This is a genomic window from Clostridioides sp. GD02404, from assembly GCF_045898275.1.
Classification (GTDB): domain Bacteria; phylum Bacillota; class Clostridia; order Peptostreptococcales; family Peptostreptococcaceae; genus Clostridioides; species Clostridioides difficile_A.
Genome location: NZ_JBJOCA010000017.1, coordinates 56,383 through 77,895, shown reverse-complemented (window position 1 = coordinate 77,895; position 21,513 = coordinate 56,383). Strand labels below are relative to the sequence as shown.

Below are 21,513 nucleotides of genomic sequence, written 5' to 3'. Positions count from 1 at the left end.
AACTATTAGGCTATTAGTTTAGCTAAAGCTATCTCAAATATAGAAAGTAATTTCTAAATTGAGATAGCTTTTTTTTATTAAATTTTACACAGGTGCATTTTTATGTAATAAATTTTAGGAATTTGGATAAAATAATACAAACGAATATGTTACATAAGGAGTGATGTAAAATGAGTAGTGTAAATTTTGAGGATTTAAAAAACAAATTTATTAATAGTGATTTAGATGAAAAAATAAGAATATACACAACAACAGAAGGTTTATCAGTAGAACAATTTAAAGAGCTATTAAAATATTATCCAATACAACATTTATCTAAATTAGAAAAAGCTCTTGGATAATAATCTTTAATTAAAAAATTAAAAAGGCAATTTATTTAATATTAAAATAATTCTTATTAAATAAATTGCCTTTTTATAATAGCTTTATATTATCATACTTTTGATATATAATTATAGATTCTCTCATTTCCAAGCTCAATAGACCCAGTATTAATTAGAGTAACGATTCCTTCTATATCCTTAGGAGTTAAGTATTTATATGGAATCAATAAATTATAACCTGTATCATTTAGTAAGTTTTTTAATTGGATTATTTGAGAGATATTGAAACACTTTACAGTCTTAGTAGATTTTTTTCTAGAGTTAGATAAATTTTCATTTTGTATTTTTATCAAAGTTTCTATATAGTCTATATAAGATAACTTAAAGTCGTATTCCTTAATTATTTTTTCATCAAGTATACTACTAATGAAACCTTGAGATAATATATTATCTGCAAATTTATCTGCCGTTAATTTACCAGATGTTATACCTTTTTGGTATTTTCTAAGTATTTTTTTAGTGTAGCAGTATATTTTATTTCTTGTTTCTAAATCAAGTTGTTCTATTTGCACACAACCACTTCCTTTTAATTGTAAAAATATTTATTTTTAGAAATCTATACTTAGTCTATAAAGTTTAACTAACTTATTTACAATAAATACTAAATTATAAAATATTTGTTATTTTTTATTATTACCAAGTATAAAAAATATTATAATTGTAAAACTTACAAATATATGTAAAATATTTAGGAGTGATGAAAATGTTAAATGGGATAATAAAGCTTTTTTATTCTGAAATTGTAAAAACAAAGATTAATAATTTAGATTCAAGTGGATATTCTTTAAGAGATGAATGTAAAGAAATCAGAAATATAACTTTAAAAATAGACAGTGTATTTTTTAAACTTTTAAAGTTAGTTTTTGGTTCAATATTACTTATGGTAGCTTTTAATTTAAACTTGATTTTGGGCATGGGTGTATTTTTAGTAGGTGTAGTTTATATTTTATATAAAAGAAATATGGAAGAACAAGTAAAAGAGCATATAAATAATGTAAAGAACAATATAGACATATCTAAAATTACTTTTATGGATGAAAAAGGAAGAACAGGTCTAAATGCATTAATTACATTGCTTCTTATAGGATTATTGACAGGATTTAACTGGATATTAGTTGCTAGTTTTGTCGTTGTTTTTGTTTTTACTATGAAGAATGTATGTTAAAATACTAATAAATAGTTTAATATATAGGGGGAGAAATTGAGTATGACTAATGGCAGTTATAAAATGAAGAATTTAGTGGAGATATCCGCTATGGTGACGGAATCTACGGATTTTTTTAATATAAAAGATGACATAATAGAAAAGATGTTAGAGGTTGTTCACCCTACAAAGGCATGTGTAAATCTATTCTATAAAAATGATTCTAAACATGCCTACTTAGTATGTTCACAAACCTTAGAATATGTACCTCAAATTTTTCCAATTAATAGTCTTAAAGGTGCAAAAATTGATTTTGACACATATCCAGAATATATACATGAAGCTGTAAATGAAAAGAAGATAATATATGTAAAAAATGTATTTGAAGATTCTAGAGCTGAAGGTGAACGAGATTTAGCAAAATCTGAAGGTTATATTGGGAGAATAGTTTTTCCTTTTATAATAAACAATTTAGTTGTTGGATTTATGACTTGTTTTTTAAAAGAGGAGGATTATTTAACAGAACAAGATATAGACTTTATATCTTCTGTTGCATCACTTCTGAGTTTATCAATAGAAATAACTAATAAAAATAATAATGTACAAATTTTAATTGACAAGTTAAGAGGTTCGATAAGTGCTATAAATGAAGCCACTAAAAAATTATACCTTAATAAGAGTATAGATGGATTTTTAGAAAATTTAAGTAAACAAGCTTGCAACATTACTAATAGTAAAGAAGCTTTAATAATTATAACTGGCCATGATAATAAAGATAAAATATTTAGCTGTTATAATACTGAGCAAAAAAAGAAAACTAATTTATACCCTATGCTTGACACATTTTTGAAGAAAGAGTCATTAGGAGGATATCTAAATAACTTAAAACCATGTTCAAAAAAAGGAATAAACTTGGAAAGTTATATATATTATAAACTTCAGGATAAGAATGAGACTATAGGATGTATAGTTTGTGCAAATAGCAAAAACTATACTAGTGATGATTTAAATATTCTTAGTATATTATCCAAACAAGTTTCTGTTGGGATGCAATTATATGAGCATAATGAAAAAGAAGTAAAACATAAGGTTCTTGAAAATGAGTTGAATATATTAAATAAACAGCAACAACTTATTATGGACAAAGGAAAAATGGATTGTAATGAAGATAAAGAACTGTATTTTTATCATAAACCAGCGAGAGTAGTAGGAGGAGATTTTTATTATGCCACAAAAGTAGATGATGAACATATAGTCTATATTGTTGCTGATGTAATGGGACATGGAATGGTATCAAATTATGTTGTTGCGATGATAAAAGGTGCTTTTAAAGTCTTATGTAATCAATATAATACACCAAGAGAAATAATGACACATTTAAATAGCATGTTATATGATGAGTTTGATAAAATGGGTGTATTTACAACGTGTTTGATAGGTATTATAGATACTAAAGAAAATATTATTACAATATCTAATGCTGGTCACTATAGCCCTGTATTCGTGAAGAAGAATGGGACAATAGAAAATAATTTGAATTGTAAAAAGGGGATACCTATTGGAATAATGGAAGATGCTACCTATGAAAATAATACTCTTTCAATGGAAAATTATGCAATGGTATGTATGTATACTGACGGAATTTTAGAGATAAAAAATACGTCAAAAGAAGAATATGGTATAAATAGATTAGAAAACTTTCTAAAAGAAAACTTTAGATTAAATCAGCAGTTAATAGTAGAAAATTTAAAATTAGATTTAAAGAATTTCTCATCAAAAGATAATTATGATGATGATATTTTAATAGTTATGTTAAAGGATAGGTAGATTGATTATGGATTTAAATGATAAAAAAGAACTTAAAAGTCCAGAGATTATTATAATAAATGGAAGCCCAAGAAATAATAAAAATTGCAGTTTTATAGCAAATGAAGTGAAGGTTAAGTTAGAAGAGAGTGGATTGAGTAGCAGAATATTTAATATATATGATATGGATATTGAATATTGTACAGCATGTGGATTTTGTGAAAAAACAGGTTTTTGTAAGTTTAATGATGACATGAAACCATTATATAAAATGTTTGATGAGTCAAAAGGAACTATAGTCATAAGCCCTGTGCATTTTGATTCAATCTCAGCTAAATTAAAAACTGTTGTTGATAGAACTCAAGCTATATATGCAAGTAAATATGTGTTAAAGAAGCCTTCAATTGATAGGAATAAGAAGCGTGTTGGTATGTATATTGCAATAGGAGGTAGTAAATCCTATGATTCACAATTTAAAGGTGGACAGATTGTCATGGATTTTTTCTTTAAGAGTATAAATACTAAACTTTTACACAATATATATTTAAATAATACAGACAATATACCCTATATGGATAATCAAGAATTTAAAGATATAATATATAAAAATTTAAAGATATATATTGATTTAATATAATTTGATTTTGTAGGTAATATTATGTATAATTGTATTGCAATAATTTAAAATAATTAAAAGGAGGGAATTTCAATGAAATTACCAATAGCATTATCTAATAAACATGTTCATTTAAGTCAAGCTGATATAGACGTATTATTTGGGGCAGGTCATGAATTAACTAAATTTAAACCCTTATCTCAACCAGGACAATATGCCTGTGAAGAAAAAGTAGATTTAGTAGGCCCAAAAGGAACTTTAAAAGGAGTTAGAGTATTAGGACCAGCTAGAGCTCATACTCAAGTTGAAATATCTTTAGCAGATGGTTTCCCATTAGGAGTAAAAGCACCAATAAAAGAATCTGGTGATATAGCTGGAACTCCAGGTGTTAAATTAGTAGGACCTGCTGGAGAAGTAGAAATGAAAGAAGGAGTTATAGTTGCTTCTAGACATATACATATGAGCAATGAAGACGCTGCTAAATTTGGTGTAGCTGATAAGCAAATAGTAAAAGTTAAAACTTCTGGACCAAGAGCATTAGTATTTGAAAATGTATTAGTAAGAGCTAGTGATAGCTTCAATCTAGAAATGCATGTTGATATGGAAGAAGGAAATGCAGCTGGTGTTAAAAATGGAGAGTTAGTAGAATTAATAGTTGACTAATATTATAAATGAAGTTTATGCTAGTGGATGTTCTATTTGCTAGCATATTTTTTTAAATGTAATAAATTTCTATCTGATAAGTTTAATCTATTAGATTAATTTATAAAATAAAGGGGTATTATGAAAAATATAATAAAAACTTACAAAAATATGATGTAATATGGTAAAATTATATATATAAAAATTTACATATAATAAAGATAAATATTTTGACTTTGTACTAATATATACAAATAGATGAAAAAGTTTGAAAAATCTAACTTAATTTATTATATATTGTATACAAAATTATGAAAAAAACTTAACATATTTAATTTAAAAAAAAATCTACTTAAATATGTAATTAATTTACAATTTTCAAAGGAATTTTATCTAATCTGTAGTATTATATTAGAAGATAGAGTATTTGCGCGACTATATGTGTGTTTATATTTTTGTTGTGTAAATTATATGTAAATATAAAAAATAGACTTGTTATAAACAAGTACAATTGTAGCTATCAAGGAGGATACATATTATGGCTAAGTTTATGAAAACACTTGATGGAAATACAGCTGCAGCTCACGTTGCCTATGCGTTTACAGATGTAGCAGCTATATATCCAATCACACCATCTTCAACTATGGCTGAAGTAGTTGATGAGTGGGCATCACAAGGAAGAAAAAATGTATTTGGACAAGAAGTTAATGTTGTTGAAATGCAGTCAGAAGCAGGAGCAGCAGGAGCATTCCATGGTTCTTTACAAGGAGGAGCTTTAACTTCTACTTTTACAGCATCTCAAGGTTTATTATTAATGATACCAAACATGTATAAAGTTGCAGGTGAGTTATTACCAGGAGTATTCCATGTAAGTGCTCGTGCTTTAGCATCTCAAGCTTTATCAATATTTGGGGATCATCAAGACGTTATGGCTGCTAGACAAACTGGATGTGTATTATTAGCTTCTGGTTCAGTTCAAGAAGTAGCTGATATAGCACCAGTTGCACATTTAGCTGCAATAGAAGGTAGATTACCATTTATACATTTCTTTGATGGATTCAGAACTTCACATGAAATCCAAAAAGTTGAATTATTAGAAAACGAAGATTACGCAAGTTTATTAAATTTTGAAGCAGTTCAAGCATTTAGAGATAATGCATTATCTCCAAATCATCCAGTTACTCGTGGTACTGCTCAAAATCCAGATATATATTTCCAAACTAGAGAAGCTTCTAACAAATACTATCAAAATATAGTAGGTATAGTTGAAAAATACATGGAAAAAATGAGTAATTTAACAGGTAGAAAACATAGTTTATTTGATTATTATGGAGCAGAAGATGCTAAGTATGTATTAATAGCTATGGGTTCTGTAACAGAGACAATAGAAGAAACTATAGATTACTTAAATGCTAAAGGAGAAAAATACGGTTTAGTTAAAGTTCATTTATATAGACCATTCTCAATGAAACATTTCTTAGATGCTATGCCATCTACTGTTGAAAGAATATGTGTACTTGATAGAACTAAAGAGCCAGGTGCAACTGGTGAACCATTATACTTAGATGTACGTGATGTATTCTATGGAAAAGAAAATGCTCCTATGATAATAGGTGGAAGATATGGATTAGGTTCAAAAGACACTACTCCTTCAGATATAAAAACTGTTTTTGATAACTTAGTTTCAGAACAACCTAAGAATGGATTTACAGTAGGTATAGTTGATGATGTAACTAATACTTCTTTAGCTCCTGCTGAGCCAATTAAAATAGCTTCTAAAGGAACTATAAGATGTAAGTTCTGGGGATTAGGTTCTGATGGTACTGTTGGAGCTAATAAACAAGCTATAAAAATAATCGGTGACCACACTGAAAAATATGCTCAAGCTTACTTTGATTACGACTCTAAAAAATCTGGTGGTATAACTATGTCTCACTTAAGATTTGGTGATACTCCAATAAGAGCAACTTATTTAATAGATGAAGCTGACTATATTGCCTGTCATAAACAATCATATGTTTATCAATATGATTTATTAAAAGGTCTTAAAAAAGGTGGTACATTTGTACTTAACACTATATGGGACCAAGCTGGAATTGAAGAAAACTTACCAGCTCATATGAAACAATATATAGCTAAAAATGATATAAAATTCTATACAGTTAATGCTGTTAAACTAGGACAAGAAATAGGTCTTGGAAATAGAATAAACATGATAATGCAATCTGCATTCTTTAAATTAGCTGAAATAATACCAGAAGAAGATGCTGTTAAATACTTAAAAGATTCTATAGTTAAAGCTTATGGTAAAAAAGGTGAAAAAATAGTTAACATGAACTATGCTGCTGTTGATGCAGGAATAAATGCTTTAGTTAAAGTTGAAGTTCCAGCTGCTTGGACAAATGCTGTTGATGCAGATAAAGAAGAAGTAAAAGAGCCAGAATTTATAAGAAATATATTAAGACCAATGACTGCACAAGAAGGAAATAACTTACCAGTAAGTACATTCAATGGTATAGAAGATGGAACATTCCCTTGTGGTACTTCAGCTTACGAAAAACGTGGTATAGCTGTTGATGTTCCTGAATGGATAACAGATAATTGTATCCAATGTAACCAATGTTCTTTTATATGTCCTCATGCATGTATAAGACCAGTATTAGTTACTGAAGAAGAATTAGCTAATGCTCCAAAAGGATTTGAAACTAAAAAAGCATTAGGTAAAGGATTAGAAGGATTAAAATATAGAATTCAAGTTAGTCCACTTGACTGTACAGGATGTGGAAACTGTGCTGACATATGTCCAGCTAAAGAAAAAGCTTTAGTTATGAAGCCAATAGATACTCAACTTGATACAGAGTTAGATAACTGGGCATTTGCAGTAGATACTGAAAAAGTTGCTCCAAAAGTAGATGTTATGCCTGCAAATACTGTTAAAGGAAGTCAATTTAGACAACCATTAATGGAATTCTCAGGAGCATGTGCTGGATGTGGAGAAACTGCTTACATCAAATTAGTTACACAATTATATGGAGATAGAATGATGATAGCTAATGCTACTGGATGTTCTTCTATATGGGGAGCTTCTGCACCATCAACTCCTTATACTTGTAACCATGAAGGTAAAGGTCCATCTTGGGCAAACTCTTTATTTGAAGACAATGCTGAATACGGATTTGGTATGTACACAGCTGTTAAACAAATAAGAGCAAAAATAGTAGATGCTATGACAGAATTAGTTTCTATGGATATCTGTGAAGATGCTAAAGCAGTATTTACAGAATGGTTAGATTCTAGAAATGATGGAGAAGCTTCTAAAGTAGCAAGTGCTAAAGTTGTTGAATTATTAGCAAAACCATCTTGTGATTGTACAGATGCAAAAGCTAAAGAATTAGTAAAAGCTATAGAAGATAGAAAAGATTATCTAGTTAAGAGATCTCAATGGATACTAGGTGGAGATGGTTGGGCATATGACATCGGTTACGGTGGATTAGACCATGTTCTTGCATCTGGTGAAAATGTAAATGTACTTGTATTTGATACAGAAGTATATTCAAATACAGGAGGTCAAGCTTCTAAAGCTACTCCAGCTGCTGCTATGGCTAAGTTTGCTGCAGCAGGTAAGCAATCTAGAAAGAAAGATTTAGGAATGATGGCTATGACTTACGGAAACGTATATGTAGCTCAAGTTGCTATGGGTGCTGATAAAAACCAATTTATCAAAGCTGTTCTAGAAGCTGAAAAACATGATGGACCATCTTTAATAATAGCTTATGCTCCATGTATAAACCACGGATTAAAAGAAGGTATGGGAAGAACTGTAGCTAATGAAGCACAAGCTGTTGCTTGCGGATACTGGCATTTATACAGATTCAATCCAGAAGTAAAAGCTGAAGGTAAAAACCCATTCACTTTAGACTCTAAAGAACCAACTGCAAGCTTCAGAGATTTCATACTTGCACAAGTAAGATACTCTGCTATAGCTAAGCAATTCCCAGAGCAAGCTGAAGGATTATTTACTAAAGCTGAAGCTGATGCTAAAGAAAGATATGAAGGATATAAAAAATTAGCTGAATAATATTAAAATGTTATAAGCTTATGTAAAATATAGATTTGATAAAAAGAGGCTGTCTCAAAATAGAGATAAGCCTCTTTTTTATTGTTGAAATGATAAAAATATATTTGATTTCATACAAAAAAGAGTGCCTCATGAACTAAAAAGTTCATTTGAGACACCTCCTTTTCAATTCTCATATCCCCAATATTTTTCGACCGATGGTCAGATTTTCTTTATTGTATCATGTTTTCGACCAGTGGTCACTTTTTGAGCCTATGTTATAATACAATATGAAGGGGATGAGTATGTAGATAAGAAGGAATTGAAGAAGGTATATTCAAGTGTGAATATACTTTAGAAGTTTCAGAAATAGTTTTATCTGTTTTCACGTTTTTACTTGACCCAGGTATTTTTACTTGAGATAAAGAAGAAAGAAATCGTAAATTAAAAGCATTAAGTTTAATTTTAGAAAGAATTTTAATGGTACCTAAAGGGAGTTTTGATTTTTTTACGAATGATTTTTGAAGTACATATTAGTAAATGATGTACTGTATTTATTTGTATTTAATAGTTTTGAATATAGATACAAAAGAGTATCTCATTTGTGATTTTATTTAATCATTTAGAGATACTCTTTTGATATATGGGAAAAGAGTATTTTATCCTACAAAGATTTGTGTCCAATAAAGTGAACCACCACTTTTTTGTGCTACTCCAACACCTATTTTACTAAAATTTGGATTTAGTATATTTTTTCTGTGACCTTCAGAATTCATCCACGCATTTACAACTTCTTTTGGAGTTTTTTGACCCATAGCTATATTTTCACCAGCTGTTTTATAGCTTATCCCAAACTTTTTCAACATATCGAATGGAGAACCATAAGTTGGAGAATTGTGTGAAAAATAATTGTTATCAATCATATCTTGAGACTTCTTAGTAGCAACATTTGATACAGAAGAATCAAGAGTAAGAGGATTTAATCCAGCTTTAGATCTTTCTATATTTACTAAATCAACGACTTCTTTTTGGTAAGCTGAAAAATTTCCATTTGTAGAACCTGAATTATTATTATCTTCAGGCTTATTAGATTCTGAGTTGTTGTTATCCTCAGGTTTATTAGTAGAGCCTGAATTATTATCTTCAGGTTTGTTAGATTCTGAGTTATTATTGTCTTCAGGTTTATCAGTAGAGCCTGAGTTATTATCATCTTCAGGTTTATTAGTAGAGCCTGAGTTATTATTGTCCTCAGGTTTATTAGTGTTATTGCAATTCTTGTCATTATGGTTCTTATCTTTACAAGAATTATCTTTATCAGGTTTAAGCTCTGGTTTTACAGAACAATTTGGTTTTGCTGAAAATTTGTATTTAGTATTGCTGTATACTAAACTTTTGTTACTTAGATTTACATTGTTTTCAAGCGATGAAGCACTTGCAGTAACAGCACTAGATGCTGTAGCCAAGGTTAACACTCCCAATGCTAACATAGTTTTTAATTTTGTTGGTATATTTTTTTTCATTATAAACACCTCTCAATCTAAAAATTCTAAAAATGTTACTAATTTGTAACCTTTAGTGTAGGGGGTACCCGTGCATTTATACTAACATAAGAATAAGCATTTTTTCACTGTAAAGATATGTAAAAAGAGTATACATGGAATAAACAGGTATATTTAAGAAAGTTTAATGATTTGTCTCATAAAGCTACATAGTATGAAATCACTAGCTTTGAGAAAAATATATTTTTATAATGATTTTATGATGTAAATTTATGGTTACGAAAAAAAAATTTATATAGCTATTGAAATTTATTTAATATACATTTTAATGCAAATAGTAAATTTTCATTATTGAAATCTTTGAAAAATAAGAAAGTCATCTGTTCCAATAGATGACTTTTTATATGGTAAATTATAATATACTTTAGTTTAATACATCAGTAATCCTAACGTAATTACGATAATTTCTGCTATTAATGAACCAACTGCAACTACAATGAAAGTTTCTTTAAATCCGGTTTTATGTGTTAACTTAGATAAACTTAAGAATGTAAGAAAAACACCACTTTGTGGAACTATAGTAAGTATATTTGAAGCTATTGTAGCAACACGATGAATTAATTCTGGATTCAGACCAGTGCTTAAATAATAATTTGCGAAGTTTGGCATTACTATTCCTAATGCACCAGAAGATGAACCTGTTATTGCTGACATTGTTGAAGTTAATACAGTAAGACTTATAAGTGGGCTACCTGGTATTGACATAATAAGTTTGCTGAATACATTAAAACCTGGTGCAGTCATTATTACTGCTCCAAATGCAACAGCAGAAGATGTTGCAAATATAGGTCCAATAGAACCACTAGCTCCTATACTCAATGTCTGTATTTTGGATGATAAAAATTTACGGAATAAAAATGCAGATAAAAGGATTGCAACTATTAAAGCTATGTAAATTACATTTTTTTTCAGAAATTCTGAGCCAAAAGTACTTCCTACTATTGCTATAATTACAAGTGCTAATAGAGGAAAGATGCTTGCAAAAAATCCTGGTAATTCTCTATCTAGAGATTCTTCTTCTGATTTTGAAGTATAAGTTGCATACGTTTCACCCTTTTTAATACTTTTATTCAGAGCGTATTTCATGTAGATAAGACCAAACACAGCACAACCTATACTGCCTGCAATACTTGGTATAATAGCTGCAGTAAGAGAAGTATTTAGATATTGAATAGGAATAACATTTTGAATGGCTGGTGTCCCAGGAATCATAGTCATTGTAATTGTAGCAATTCCAAGCCAAAGAGGAATTTGAATAAGATTCCAAGAAATATCAAGTTTTTTAAATAGAGTTCTTGCAAGTGGAATGACTGCAAACATAACTACAAACAGACTTATACCACCATATGTCAATATAAAGCTTACTATAAATATCGCAACTAAAACTCTATAAGGATGTTTAGAGCCAAACTTGTTTAAGATAAAATCTGCTATAGATACAGTGGCTCCACTTTCCTCCATAAATTTAGCAAGTATTGAGCCTAATAAAAATATTGCAAAATAGCTCATTATATAATTGCCAAGTGCTCCCATGTAATTATTTTTGCCAGCACCTAGCATTGATGTTACAACATCCATTTTATTTAAGAGAACAACTATTAAGGTTGCTATTGGAGCAGCTATAGTTATATGAATTTCTTTAACTGAAAAATATATAATAGCTATTATACCAATAATTATACCAATTGGTGCTATAATACTCATAAACATTCCTCCTTATTAGAGGGACTTGAAGAACAGTTTCTTCAAGCCCTAAATATAAAATAACTACTGTGCAGTATATCCTCCATCTAGTATGCACGCTTGTCCTGTAATTCCTTTAGCTTTATCACTTGCTAAGAACATAGCATAATCTGCAATTTCTTGAACATCTAATAGACGTTTTTGTGGCACAAGTGGATATAAAACTTCTTCTAATACATTTTCTAATGGGATGTTACGAGTTTTTGAAAGGTCATTAAACTGACCTCTAACAAGTGGAGTATCCACATATCCAGGGCATAAAGCATTAACTGTTATACCAGAATCAGCAGCTTCAAGGGCAGCAACCTTTGTTAATCCTATAAGTCCATGTTTTGCTGAGTTATAAGCAGCCTTACCAGCAAATCCTATTACACCATTGATTGAAGCCATATTTATTATACGACCAAATCCTTGTTTTTTCATTATAGGGAATACTTTTTTAGTAGCTATAAAAGGTGCTGTTAGCATTATCTTTATCATAAATTCAAATTTATCAGTTGGGAAATCTTCTATCATAGAAACATGTTGAAGTCCAGCATTGTTTATTAATATATCTAATTTACCGTACTTTTCAACAGTTTTGTCTATAGCGTGGTTAATTTCTTCTTCTTTAGTTACATCACACTTTATATTCATGCAATCATAGCCTTCTTTTTTTAGCTCTGTTGTAACTTTGTCTAAAGCTTCTTGATTTATGTCAGAGAACATTACTTTAGCACCATTTTTTAAGAATGATTCAGCAATTTGTTTACCTATTCCACTTGCAGCTCCTGTTACGAATACAACTTTGTCTTTAACCATTTTCATTTCCTCCAATTTTATTTTATTTTCATATTAATATTTTGAATAATATAAATTTACATCTAATACATTTGTATTTTTAATCACTTTAAACAGCTGATATGTTTCCATTTAATGAGTCTGATAATATTAAAGGTGCTTCAGTAGCAGAAATAACATCATCCAAAGTGAAAGCAGGATTTATTTCTTTAAGTAAAATTCCATCTGGTGTCACTTCCATAACGCCCATTTCGGTAACTATCAAATCTACAGCATTAGTTGCAGTAAGTGGAAGAGTACAATTATTTAATATTTTTGCAGAACCTTTTGAAGTATGTTCCATTGCTACAATGACTTTTTTAGCACCAGTTACTAAATCCATAGCTCCACCCATACCTGGAACCATCTTGCCTGGAATCATATAGTTTGCTATGTTGCCACATTTATCAACTTGAAGTGCACCAAGAACTGTTATATCTACATGACCACCTCTGATTATTCCAAAAGAGGTAGCGCTATCAAAGAAACACCATCCAGGAAGTATCGTAACTGGTTGACCTCCAGCATTTACAATGGTTTCATCACTTAGATTTCCATCTTCAGCTACTCCTAAACCTAGAAAACCATTCTCAGATTGCAAGATAACGTTTACATCATCTGGAATATAATTTGCTACTTTAGTTGGTAGGCCTATACCAAGGTTTACAACAGTTCCATCTTTTAATTCTTTAGAAACTCTATTTGCAATATATTCTTGCATTTCTAATTTATCCATTATAAATTACCTCCTTCAATGATGTAATTCACAAAAATACCTGGTGTAGTAACTTCATTTGGGTTAATATCACCAATTTCAACGATTTCATCTACTTCAACTATTGTAATCTTGGCAGCCGAAGCCATTAAATTATTAAAATTGTTCATAGAACCTTTATAAACTAGATTACCTGCTTTATCAGCCTTTGATGCAAAGAGAAGAGCAATATCTGCATGGATTGGTTTTTCAAGAAGGTATTCTTTATCATCTATGACAATTTTTTGTTTTCCTTCTTCAACAAGAGTACCAATCCCAGTAGGTGTTAATATACCTCCCAAACCATAACCAGCTGCACGTATTTGTTCAGCAAGAGTACCTTGAGGAACCAATTCGACATCTGTTTCATTATTATTCATTTGTCTACCAGTTTCTTTATTTAATCCTATATGAGAAGCAATTATCTTTTTGAATTGCTTATTCACAACCATTTTTCCAACACCTTTGTCAATGAAGCCAGTATCATTACAAATTAGTGTTAAATCTTTTATATTTTTATTACACAAATAATCAATCAAATTTTCTGGTGAACCATTAGCCATGAATCCACCTACCATTATTGTATCTCCATCTTTTACATGAGATAGAGCTTCATTGATGTTAACTATTTTATTCATATTTCCTCCTATCGTGAAACTACCATTGATATTCCTTGGCCACCACTGATACAAAGTGTTGCAAGACCAGTCTCAGCTTTACGTTTTTGTATTTCATAAAGTAGCGTAATGAGTATTCTAGCGACATTTGACTCTATTGGATGTCCTAATGCTATTAACCACTATTAACATTTAATTTTGATGAATCTATTTGAAGTTCATGTCGAATAGCTATCTTTCTTGAATGATAATTAAAAATTTTCTGAATAAAAAAATTATAATAAAGTACTTTTAATACAAGCTTGCTTTTAAGTATTTCAATTATTTTTATCCCTAATGCTTTATGTTTTCCTGTCTCTAATTATAGATTACGGTGAAAAAAGCGTTTTGTCTAAGTCTAATTTTTTATATAGTGTATAAGAAAAATTTATAGGACAGAAATTTCGGTCATGTTTAGAAAAATATTTTGTTAAAATATTAATGAAATTATGTTGATTTTCCTATAGAATATTACTATAAGAAAAAATATAATCTAAACTATATTTTTAAGAAAGGGGGTTTAAAATGGATATAAAACAGTTAAAATATTTTGTTGAGATAGTAAAATCTGGTTTTAATCTATCAATAGCATCTAAGACACTTCACATATCTCAACCAGCGTTAAGTCAAATCATAAAAAATTTTGAAGAGAGTGAAGATGTATACTTATTTGAGAGGTACAAAGGCAGGTTAAATGGCTTAACACCAGCAGGAGAGAGATTTTATGTAAATGCAGAACATATTATAAATGAATACAAAAACATGATGGAAGATTTAAGGGAAGATTCAGTTCAATTTAAAGGTAAAGTTAGAATAGGAATACCACCACTTATACTTGGAATAGCCTTTTCAGATGTAGTTGCACAGTTAGTTGCAAACAATCCAGATATAGAATTTGATATAGTAGAGAAGGGAGCATATGATTTAAGCAGAATGCTTATATTACAAGAATTAGATTATGCGGTATTATTACATCCACATAAAATCGATAAAAGTGTAGTGACTGAACATGTACTTCAAGAAGATGAGCTTACAGCTTTTTTAAATGTAAATCATCCACTTGCTAAAAAAATAAGATAGACTGGAACGATTTGAATGAGCAGTTACTTGCAATATTTAATCCTGCTTTTATGATACATCATAAGCTAATGCAAAAATTTACTGATGAAAATGTTAAGTTAAAAAGATATATCATGTCTGGTTCATGGGATTTTCTATTGTTATCAACTACAAACTCTGATTTTATAACCATTCTACCGTCACCAGTCCACAATTTCTTTGAGAATAGTAAAATTATAGAAAGACCATTTAATCATCCTATTACATGGAAAGTTGTATTATGCAGACCTAAGAAAGAACGTTATAGTCATGTAGATGAACATGTATTTAAATTTATTATAGATTTTTTTAGTAAAAAAAATTCGTGAGAGTGTTATTAAAATAACAATAAAAAGCAAACAAATTTTAAAAAATTACAATAAACTATTAGTTTTTTATTTATATATTTAATAGGCAATAATAGGTTTTATATATCAGAATAAATTAGTATTGAAAATTATAATATACAAAATATATTTTCTAAAAATAAAAAATAAAAACAGTGAGTATCTGTAGATAGTCATTGTTTTTATTTTTCTATATAAAAGTTATTAAGTATTACTAGAAAACTTTTTACTTATTATAGTCAAGCTCATAACTGTTAAAAATATAAGTAGACCTGGAAAGACAGCTAAATATAACTTATCAAAAATATGTCTTTGAGCATCTTGAAGCATATTACCCCACGATGCAAGAGGTAATTGTATTCCAAGACCTAAAAAACTAAGAGCGGATTCAGTTAAGATAGCATTAGCAATATTTAATGAGCCTGCAACTACAATAGTTTCTTTTAAGTTTAAAACTATGTGTCTTAATAGTATATTTCTAGTTTTAATACCTGTAGCTTTAGCAGCTATACAGTATTCATTTTCCTTTATTTTTAATGTTTCTCCACGGACGATTCTTGAGACTTCCATCCAACTTAAAAATCCAATAATTAGTATAATAGTGGAGACTTTAGGTGTCAAATAAGTATTTAACACAATCAAAACTAAGAAGCTAGGGATACTCATAAGCATATCTACTATTCTCATTAAGAATTGGTCCAACTTACCTCCAATATATCCACTAATAACACCTACAGCAGTACCAAATACTATAGAAATAACCATGGATAAAATACCAACACTAAGTGAAATTCTTCCACCATAAAGAGCTCTAGAGAAATAATCTCTCCCAAGTTCATCTGTACCAAAAATATGCTTTAAACTAGGTTCTTGAAGTTTGGAAGTAGTGTCAATTGCATTAGAGTCTATATTTAATATAAAAGAAGCTATGATTAATATGATTATTATACTAAGAGTAATGCATGCAAAAGCAAAGGATTTGTCTTTTTTTAATTCTTTTAGAATATTTGTAAACATAATCAGAAGCCTCCTTTACTAGATTTAATTTTAGGGTCAATTAATAGATATAATATATCAGCTACTAAATTTCCTAAAATTAAAAAGAGTGCTGATAACATAGTTATTGCCATAATTATGGTATAATCTCTTGAAAAAATTGAATCAATCATTAATCTACCCATACCTGGCCAAGAGAAAACTACTTCTGTAACAAATGCACCAGTAACTAATTTTTGTATACTCATACCAAGAATTGTAACTAATGATGTCAGTGAATTTTTCAAGACATGTTTGAAGAGTATGATTTTTTCTGATAATCCTTTTGCTCTTGCTGTAACAACATACTGTTTTTTTAATTGTTCACTTACACTAGCTTCTACATAATTTGTGAAAATAGCTGTATTATATAAACCTAAAGTTATTACAGGTAGAACTAAATGTTTTACTAAATCTCCAAAACTATCATTTCCAATAGTATGCATACCTCCTGATGGAAAAATATTAAACTTAACTGAAAAAATTGAGATGAGTATCATGCCTATCCAAAATGAAGGAATAGAAACACCTATATAATTAAAAATAGATGATATTTTACTAGTTATTGAATTTTTATTTACAGCTAAAAATATTCCGAGAGGTATAGCTACTAATATTGAAAATATTAAAGAAGTTCCCATAAGAATAAATGTATTTCCCATCTTTTCCATAATTTGTTCTGTAACAGGCATATGGTTTATATAAGAAATACCTAGATTTCCACTTAAAGTGTTTTTTAACCAACTTAAGTATCTTATGTATACTGGTTTATCAAGTCCCATGTTAACTCTTATATTTTCAATATCTTGTGCAGACATTAAAGGATTTATATAAGCATCTGCTGGGTCACCAGGAGCTAATTCTAAAAGCCCAAATGATAATATAGATATTAAGATTAACATAGGTATTAAAACTTTTACTCTATTTAATATTAATTTCAACATAAATGAATTCTCCTAATTAAAGGAGATGTCTCGTTTTAGAATAATAAAACAATGCAATGGACACTAAGTTCAAAGTTGCCATATTATTTTTAGACATCTCCCTTTTTAATTAATAATATAAAATTTTACATAAATTATTCTACATATAGTTTAGACCAGTCTTCAAATAATATTGCAGGAGATGGTTTAGCATCTTCTATTCCTTTTAAACTTTTTTGAGCTGCCATTAAATTCTGTTCATAATCTATAGTATAAATAGGTGCATCTTTAGATATATCCTGTTGTATTTGTTTGTATATTTCTTTACGTTTTTCTTTGTCTAATTCAGTAAATCCTTTTTCCCATAAAGTATCTATTTCAGTATTAGAATATTTAGTTTGGTTACAATATTGACCAGTTTCAAACATACCTCTATATGGATTTGGCTCTAATCCCCAAGCATATCCATTTACATACATATCACATTCAGTACCATTGCTAAATAATATATTGAAGAAAGCTTTACTTTCATAAGGAACTATTTCAGCTTCTATACCAATTTTTTTCAACTCTTGTTGAGCTACTAAAGCATAGTTTTTATGTCCAAATCTGCCTGTGTTATAACCTATTTTTAATTTATCAATTTTAACACCACTCTTAGCTAATAGGTCTTTAGCTTTATTTGTATCTTGCTTATATTCTTCAACACCTTCTTCAGTGTAGAAGTCTGCTTCTGGAACTAATATAGATTTAGCAGGTACAGAACCCTCTTTTCCATATGCTGATTCTATCATTTCATTTCTATTCAAAGCATATGATAATGCTTGTCTTACTTCTTTATTAGCCATATTTGCTATATTTTGGTTAAATACAATATAATTTAATCTTTCTTCACTGTAAGTGTAAGTCTGTAAGTTTGAATTTGATTTTGCTTTTTCATATCCTTCAGCAGATGTCTTCATAAGTGAAATTTCACCATTATTTAAAGCTGCTTCTTGAGATGCTTCATTAGGTATTATTTTTAATGCTATAGAGTCTGCTTTAGGTTCTCCACCGAAATAATCTGCATTTTTTTCAAATACTATGCTTTCACCTTTTTTCCATTCTTTAAACTTGAATGCCCCAGAACCAACTGGATTATTGTTTTTTTCTGACTTAGCTATATTTGATTCTCCTTCAAAGATGTGTTTAGGTATTGGAGCTATTTTAGATATACCATACAAGAAAGATTCACTTGCAGTTGGTAAGGTAATCTTAACAGTTAAATCATCAACTTTCTCTACTTTAACTGGTTTTTCGCCTATCAATAAGTATTGTCTTGATGGTGAATTTTGTTTTTCATCTAAAACTGTATTAAATGTGAATAAGACATCTTCAGCAGTTATTGGTTTCCCATCATGCCATTTTAAATCAGATTTTAATTTTATAGTTAATTCTTTACTATCTTTAAAATTTACTTTTTCTGCTAGATAATTTACTAAATTTCCTTTTTCATAAGTATAAAGAGGAGCATAAACTATATTTGACGCAAGAGAATCTTCTTTAACATTTGCAAAAGCTCCATTGATTATGTCAGGGTCACTTGCCATAGGGATTACAACAGTTCCACCAGATTTACTTTCTCCTCCTCCACTAGACTTGTCTTTATCATTAGAACTACAAGCTGTGAATGTAAACATTAATGCCGAAACTAAGATTAATGATGCCAATTTTTTAAATTTCATATTCTTATAAAACCTCCATAAAATAATATTTGACGCATATTTTTCATTTTATAATAAGAATCATTATTAAATCAACACATATAGAAATTAACTATCATACTGTTTTAATTGATAGAAAAAAAGAATAAAATGTAATAAAATGTTGTAATTTAAAATTTTATAAAATACAATCAAAAAGTGTATGTTATTTTAAGCAATTTCACTGAGAGGAGAAAATAATGAATAAAACACTAATTGAGGTTAGAGACTTAAAGGTCTATTTTCATACAGATAAAGGCATTGTAAAGAGTGTAAATGGAGTAAGTTTTAATATAAATGAAGGTGAAACTATTGGAATAGTTGGAGAATCAGGATGTGGTAAATCTGTAACAGCTATGTCTTTGATGAAGCTACTTCCAACATCAAAAATAGAAGGTGGAGAAATAATATTTCAAGGTAAAGACATTTTAAAGATGAATGAAAATGAACTTATGGGAATAAGAGGCAATGAGATATCGATGATTTTTCAAGAGCCAATGACATCTTTAAATCCAGCATTTACTGTGGGAAATCAAATTATTGAAGGAATTATGTTGCATCAAGATTTATCAAAAGAAGAGGCTAAAAAAAAGGTAATAGATATGATAAAGCTAGTAGAAATACCAAGAGCTGAAGAAATATATAATTCATATCCACACGAGTTATCTGGTGGTATGAGACAAAGAATAATGATAGCTATGGCTTTATCCTGTAATCCAAAATTACTTATAGCTGATGAACCAACAACAGCTTTAGATGTTACTATTCAAGCTCAAGTTCTAGATATAATGAAAAATATAAAAGAAAAATTAAACACATCTATAATGATGATTACCCATGATTTGGGGGTAGTTGCAGAAATGTGTGATAAAGTAATAGTAATGTATGCGGGCAAAGTTATAGAAGTAGCAGATGTTGTTGAATTATTTAAAAATCCAAAACACCCTTACACTATTGGACTTTTAAAGTCAAAGCCTATTCTTGGAGAAAACAAAGAAAAAAGATTGTATTCAATTCCAGGACAAGTACCAAACCCAATTGGAATACCAGATTCATGTTACTTTAGTGATAGATGTGAAAAGGTATGTGATAAGTGTAGGACTCAGATACCTCCTTTAATAGAATTGAATAGTGGTCATAGTATTGCATGTTGGTTATATAAACAGGAGGAGATATAAATGAAAAAAGCAGAAAGTTTATTAAAAGTAGAAGAGCTTAAAAAGTACTTTGAAGTTAAATCTGGATTGTTTAATAAGGAAGTCAAATATGTAAAGGCAGTTGATGGAGTCTCTTTTGATTTGAAAAAGGGAGAAACTTTGGCTATAGTTGGAGAATCAGGATGTGGAAAATCAACTGCTGGAAGAACAATTCTTAGATTAATTGAAAAAACTGAAGGAAAAGTTGAATTTAATGGTATAGATATATATAAGTTAGAGAAGGAAGAACTTAGAAGATTAAGACCAAAAATGCAAATGATATTTCAAGACCCATATAGCTCATTAAACCCAAGATTAAATGTAGAGCAAATAATATCTGAGGCAGTTATAGAACATAATTTAGTACCAAAAAATGAAATAAAAGATAATATATTAAATGTTGTAGAGAATTGTGGTCTTTCTAAGTATCATTTAAACAGGAAACCAGGCGAGTTTTCTGGAGGTCAAAGACAGAGAATCGGTATAGCAAGGGCATTAGCATTAAATCCAGAATTTATAGTTTGTGATGAACCTGTTTCTGCATTAGATGTTTCTATTCAATCTCAAATTATAAATTTACTTATGGATTTACAAGATAAATATAAACTTTCATATTTGTTTATATCTCATGATTTAAGTGTAGTAAATCATATTGCACATAGAGTATGTGTCATGTATCTAGGTTCTATAATAGAGATTGCAACGAAAGAAGAACTTTACTTGCATTCTCAACATCCATACACAAAAGCACTTATGAGTGCAGTACCAATACAAGACCCTACAATTAAGAAAAATAGAATTATATTAAAAGGGGATATACCTTCTCCAACAAATCCACCAAGTGGATGTAAGTTTCATACAAGATGCCCTTATTGTAAAGAAGTATGTAAAATAGAAGTTCCAGTTTTAAAAGAAATATCAAAGAATCATTTTGTCGCATGTCATCTAGTATAGATGTTTTCAAAATTAAATCTGAGATATATAATAAGAATA

The 21,513-nt window shown here is 29.2% G+C and carries 21 protein-coding genes; 11 read left to right on the top strand and 10 right to left on the bottom strand.

All coding sequences use genetic code 11. The features are described from left to right. Positions 1 to 170: 170 nt before the first annotated feature. Positions 171 to 341 (top strand): hypothetical protein, encoded by a 171-nt coding sequence (locus tag Q3287_RS11655; RefSeq protein ID WP_003416012.1) that lies wholly within the window; start codon positions 171 to 173, stop codon positions 339 to 341. Between the two features lie 92 nt (positions 342 to 433). Here Q3287_RS11655 and Q3287_RS11650 read toward each other — a convergent pair whose 3' ends face one another. Beyond that, entirely contained in the window at positions 434 to 895 is a 462-nt protein-coding gene (locus tag Q3287_RS11650; protein ID WP_054271253.1) for a hypothetical protein, read from the bottom strand. Positions 896 to 1,086: 191 nt separating this feature from the next. Here Q3287_RS11650 and Q3287_RS11645 point away from each other — a divergent pair, with 191 nt between their 5' ends. From Q3287_RS11645 to Q3287_RS11620, 6 genes are all read left to right on the top strand, one after another. Further along, positions 1,087 to 1,548: a hypothetical protein gene (locus tag Q3287_RS11645; protein ID WP_054271252.1), complete on the top strand. Its 462-nt coding sequence runs from the start codon at positions 1,087 to 1,089 to the stop codon at positions 1,546 to 1,548. A gap of 42 nt (positions 1,549 to 1,590) precedes the next feature. Continuing rightward, entirely contained in the window at positions 1,591 to 3,354 is a 1,764-nt protein-coding gene (locus Q3287_RS11640) for a GAF domain-containing SpoIIE family protein phosphatase (RefSeq protein WP_054271251.1), read from the top strand. Between the two features lie 7 nt (positions 3,355 to 3,361). Beyond that, the gene (locus tag Q3287_RS11635) at positions 3,362 to 3,970 is read left to right on the top strand and encodes a flavodoxin family protein (RefSeq protein ID WP_243192737.1); all 609 of its coding nucleotides are present in this window, start codon (positions 3,362 to 3,364) and stop codon (positions 3,968 to 3,970) included. A 72-nt stretch (positions 3,971 to 4,042) separates the two neighbouring features. Then, positions 4,043 to 4,612 carry a phosphate propanoyltransferase gene (gene pduL / locus Q3287_RS11630; RefSeq protein ID WP_021385571.1) on the top strand — a complete coding sequence of 190 codons (570 nt, stop codon included), beginning with the start codon at positions 4,043 to 4,045 and terminating at the stop codon, positions 4,610 to 4,612. Between the two features lie 517 nt (positions 4,613 to 5,129). Beyond that, on the top strand, positions 5,130 to 8,669 hold the full coding sequence (gene nifJ / locus Q3287_RS11625) for a pyruvate:ferredoxin (flavodoxin) oxidoreductase (RefSeq protein ID WP_054271249.1): 3,540 nt from the start codon (positions 5,130 to 5,132) through the stop codon (positions 8,667 to 8,669). A 300-nt stretch (positions 8,670 to 8,969) separates the two neighbouring features. Continuing rightward, on the top strand, positions 8,970 to 9,068 hold the full coding sequence (locus Q3287_RS11620; RefSeq protein WP_407811968.1) for a hypothetical protein: 99 nt from the start codon (positions 8,970 to 8,972) through the stop codon (positions 9,066 to 9,068). A gap of 239 nt (positions 9,069 to 9,307) precedes the next feature. On the opposite strand, the gene Q3287_RS11615 is transcribed toward Q3287_RS11620, so the two are convergent. From Q3287_RS11615 to Q3287_RS11590, 6 genes are all read right to left on the bottom strand, one after another. Further along, the gene (locus tag Q3287_RS11615) at positions 9,308 to 10,168 is read right to left on the bottom strand and encodes a CAP domain-containing protein (RefSeq protein ID WP_407964122.1); all 861 of its coding nucleotides are present in this window, start codon (positions 10,166 to 10,168) and stop codon (positions 9,308 to 9,310) included. A 408-nt stretch (positions 10,169 to 10,576) separates the two neighbouring features. Then, entirely contained in the window at positions 10,577 to 11,911 is a 1,335-nt protein-coding gene (locus tag Q3287_RS11610) for a GntP family permease (RefSeq protein ID WP_407964121.1), read from the bottom strand. Positions 11,912 to 11,974: 63 nt separating this feature from the next. Further along, positions 11,975 to 12,751, bottom strand: coding sequence for a 3-hydroxybutyrate dehydrogenase (locus Q3287_RS11605; RefSeq protein WP_407964120.1), 777 nt, complete (start codon positions 12,749 to 12,751; stop codon positions 11,975 to 11,977). A gap of 88 nt (positions 12,752 to 12,839) precedes the next feature. Further along, positions 12,840 to 13,505, bottom strand: coding sequence for a 3-oxoacid CoA-transferase subunit B (locus tag Q3287_RS11600; RefSeq protein ID WP_407964119.1), 666 nt, complete (start codon positions 13,503 to 13,505; stop codon positions 12,840 to 12,842). After that, complete coding sequence (locus tag Q3287_RS11595; RefSeq protein ID WP_054271243.1) at positions 13,505 to 14,161, bottom strand: CoA transferase subunit A; 657 nt, start codon at positions 14,159 to 14,161, stop codon at positions 13,505 to 13,507. The genes Q3287_RS11600 and Q3287_RS11595 overlap by 1 nt, the downstream gene beginning before the upstream one ends. Positions 14,162 to 14,169: 8 nt before the next feature. Continuing rightward, positions 14,170 to 14,271 carry a hypothetical protein gene (locus Q3287_RS11590; RefSeq protein WP_407964125.1) on the bottom strand — a complete coding sequence of 34 codons (102 nt, stop codon included), beginning with the start codon at positions 14,269 to 14,271 and terminating at the stop codon, positions 14,170 to 14,172. A gap of 433 nt (positions 14,272 to 14,704) precedes the next feature. On the opposite strand from Q3287_RS11590, the gene Q3287_RS11585 reads away from it, so the two are divergent. Then, positions 14,705 to 15,259, top strand: a complete 555-nt coding sequence (locus Q3287_RS11585; RefSeq protein WP_407964118.1) for a LysR family transcriptional regulator — start codon at positions 14,705 to 14,707, stop codon at positions 15,257 to 15,259. A gap of 11 nt (positions 15,260 to 15,270) precedes the next feature. Beyond that, the gene (locus Q3287_RS11580) at positions 15,271 to 15,606 is read left to right on the top strand and encodes a hypothetical protein (RefSeq protein WP_407964117.1); all 336 of its coding nucleotides are present in this window, start codon (positions 15,271 to 15,273) and stop codon (positions 15,604 to 15,606) included. Between the two features lie 222 nt (positions 15,607 to 15,828). Here Q3287_RS11580 and Q3287_RS11575 read toward each other — a convergent pair whose 3' ends face one another. From Q3287_RS11575 to Q3287_RS11565, 3 genes are all read right to left on the bottom strand, one after another. Further along, entirely contained in the window at positions 15,829 to 16,641 is an 813-nt protein-coding gene (locus Q3287_RS11575) for an ABC transporter permease (protein ID WP_054277290.1), read from the bottom strand. Positions 16,642 to 16,643: 2 nt separating this feature from the next. After that, positions 16,644 to 17,603, bottom strand: a complete 960-nt coding sequence (locus Q3287_RS11570) for an ABC transporter permease (RefSeq protein WP_284182177.1) — start codon at positions 17,601 to 17,603, stop codon at positions 16,644 to 16,646. Positions 17,604 to 17,737: 134 nt separating this feature from the next. Next, positions 17,738 to 19,306, bottom strand: coding sequence for an ABC transporter substrate-binding protein (locus tag Q3287_RS11565; protein WP_407964116.1), 1,569 nt, complete (start codon positions 19,304 to 19,306; stop codon positions 17,738 to 17,740). A 218-nt stretch (positions 19,307 to 19,524) separates the two neighbouring features. On the opposite strand from Q3287_RS11565, the gene Q3287_RS11560 reads away from it, so the two are divergent. Then, positions 19,525 to 20,502: an ABC transporter ATP-binding protein gene (locus Q3287_RS11560; RefSeq protein WP_054271238.1), complete on the top strand. Its 978-nt coding sequence runs from the start codon at positions 19,525 to 19,527 to the stop codon at positions 20,500 to 20,502. Further along, complete coding sequence (locus tag Q3287_RS11555) at positions 20,503 to 21,474, top strand: ABC transporter ATP-binding protein (RefSeq protein WP_054277287.1); 972 nt, start codon at positions 20,503 to 20,505, stop codon at positions 21,472 to 21,474. The last annotated feature ends 39 nt before the right edge of the window (positions 21,475 to 21,513 follow it).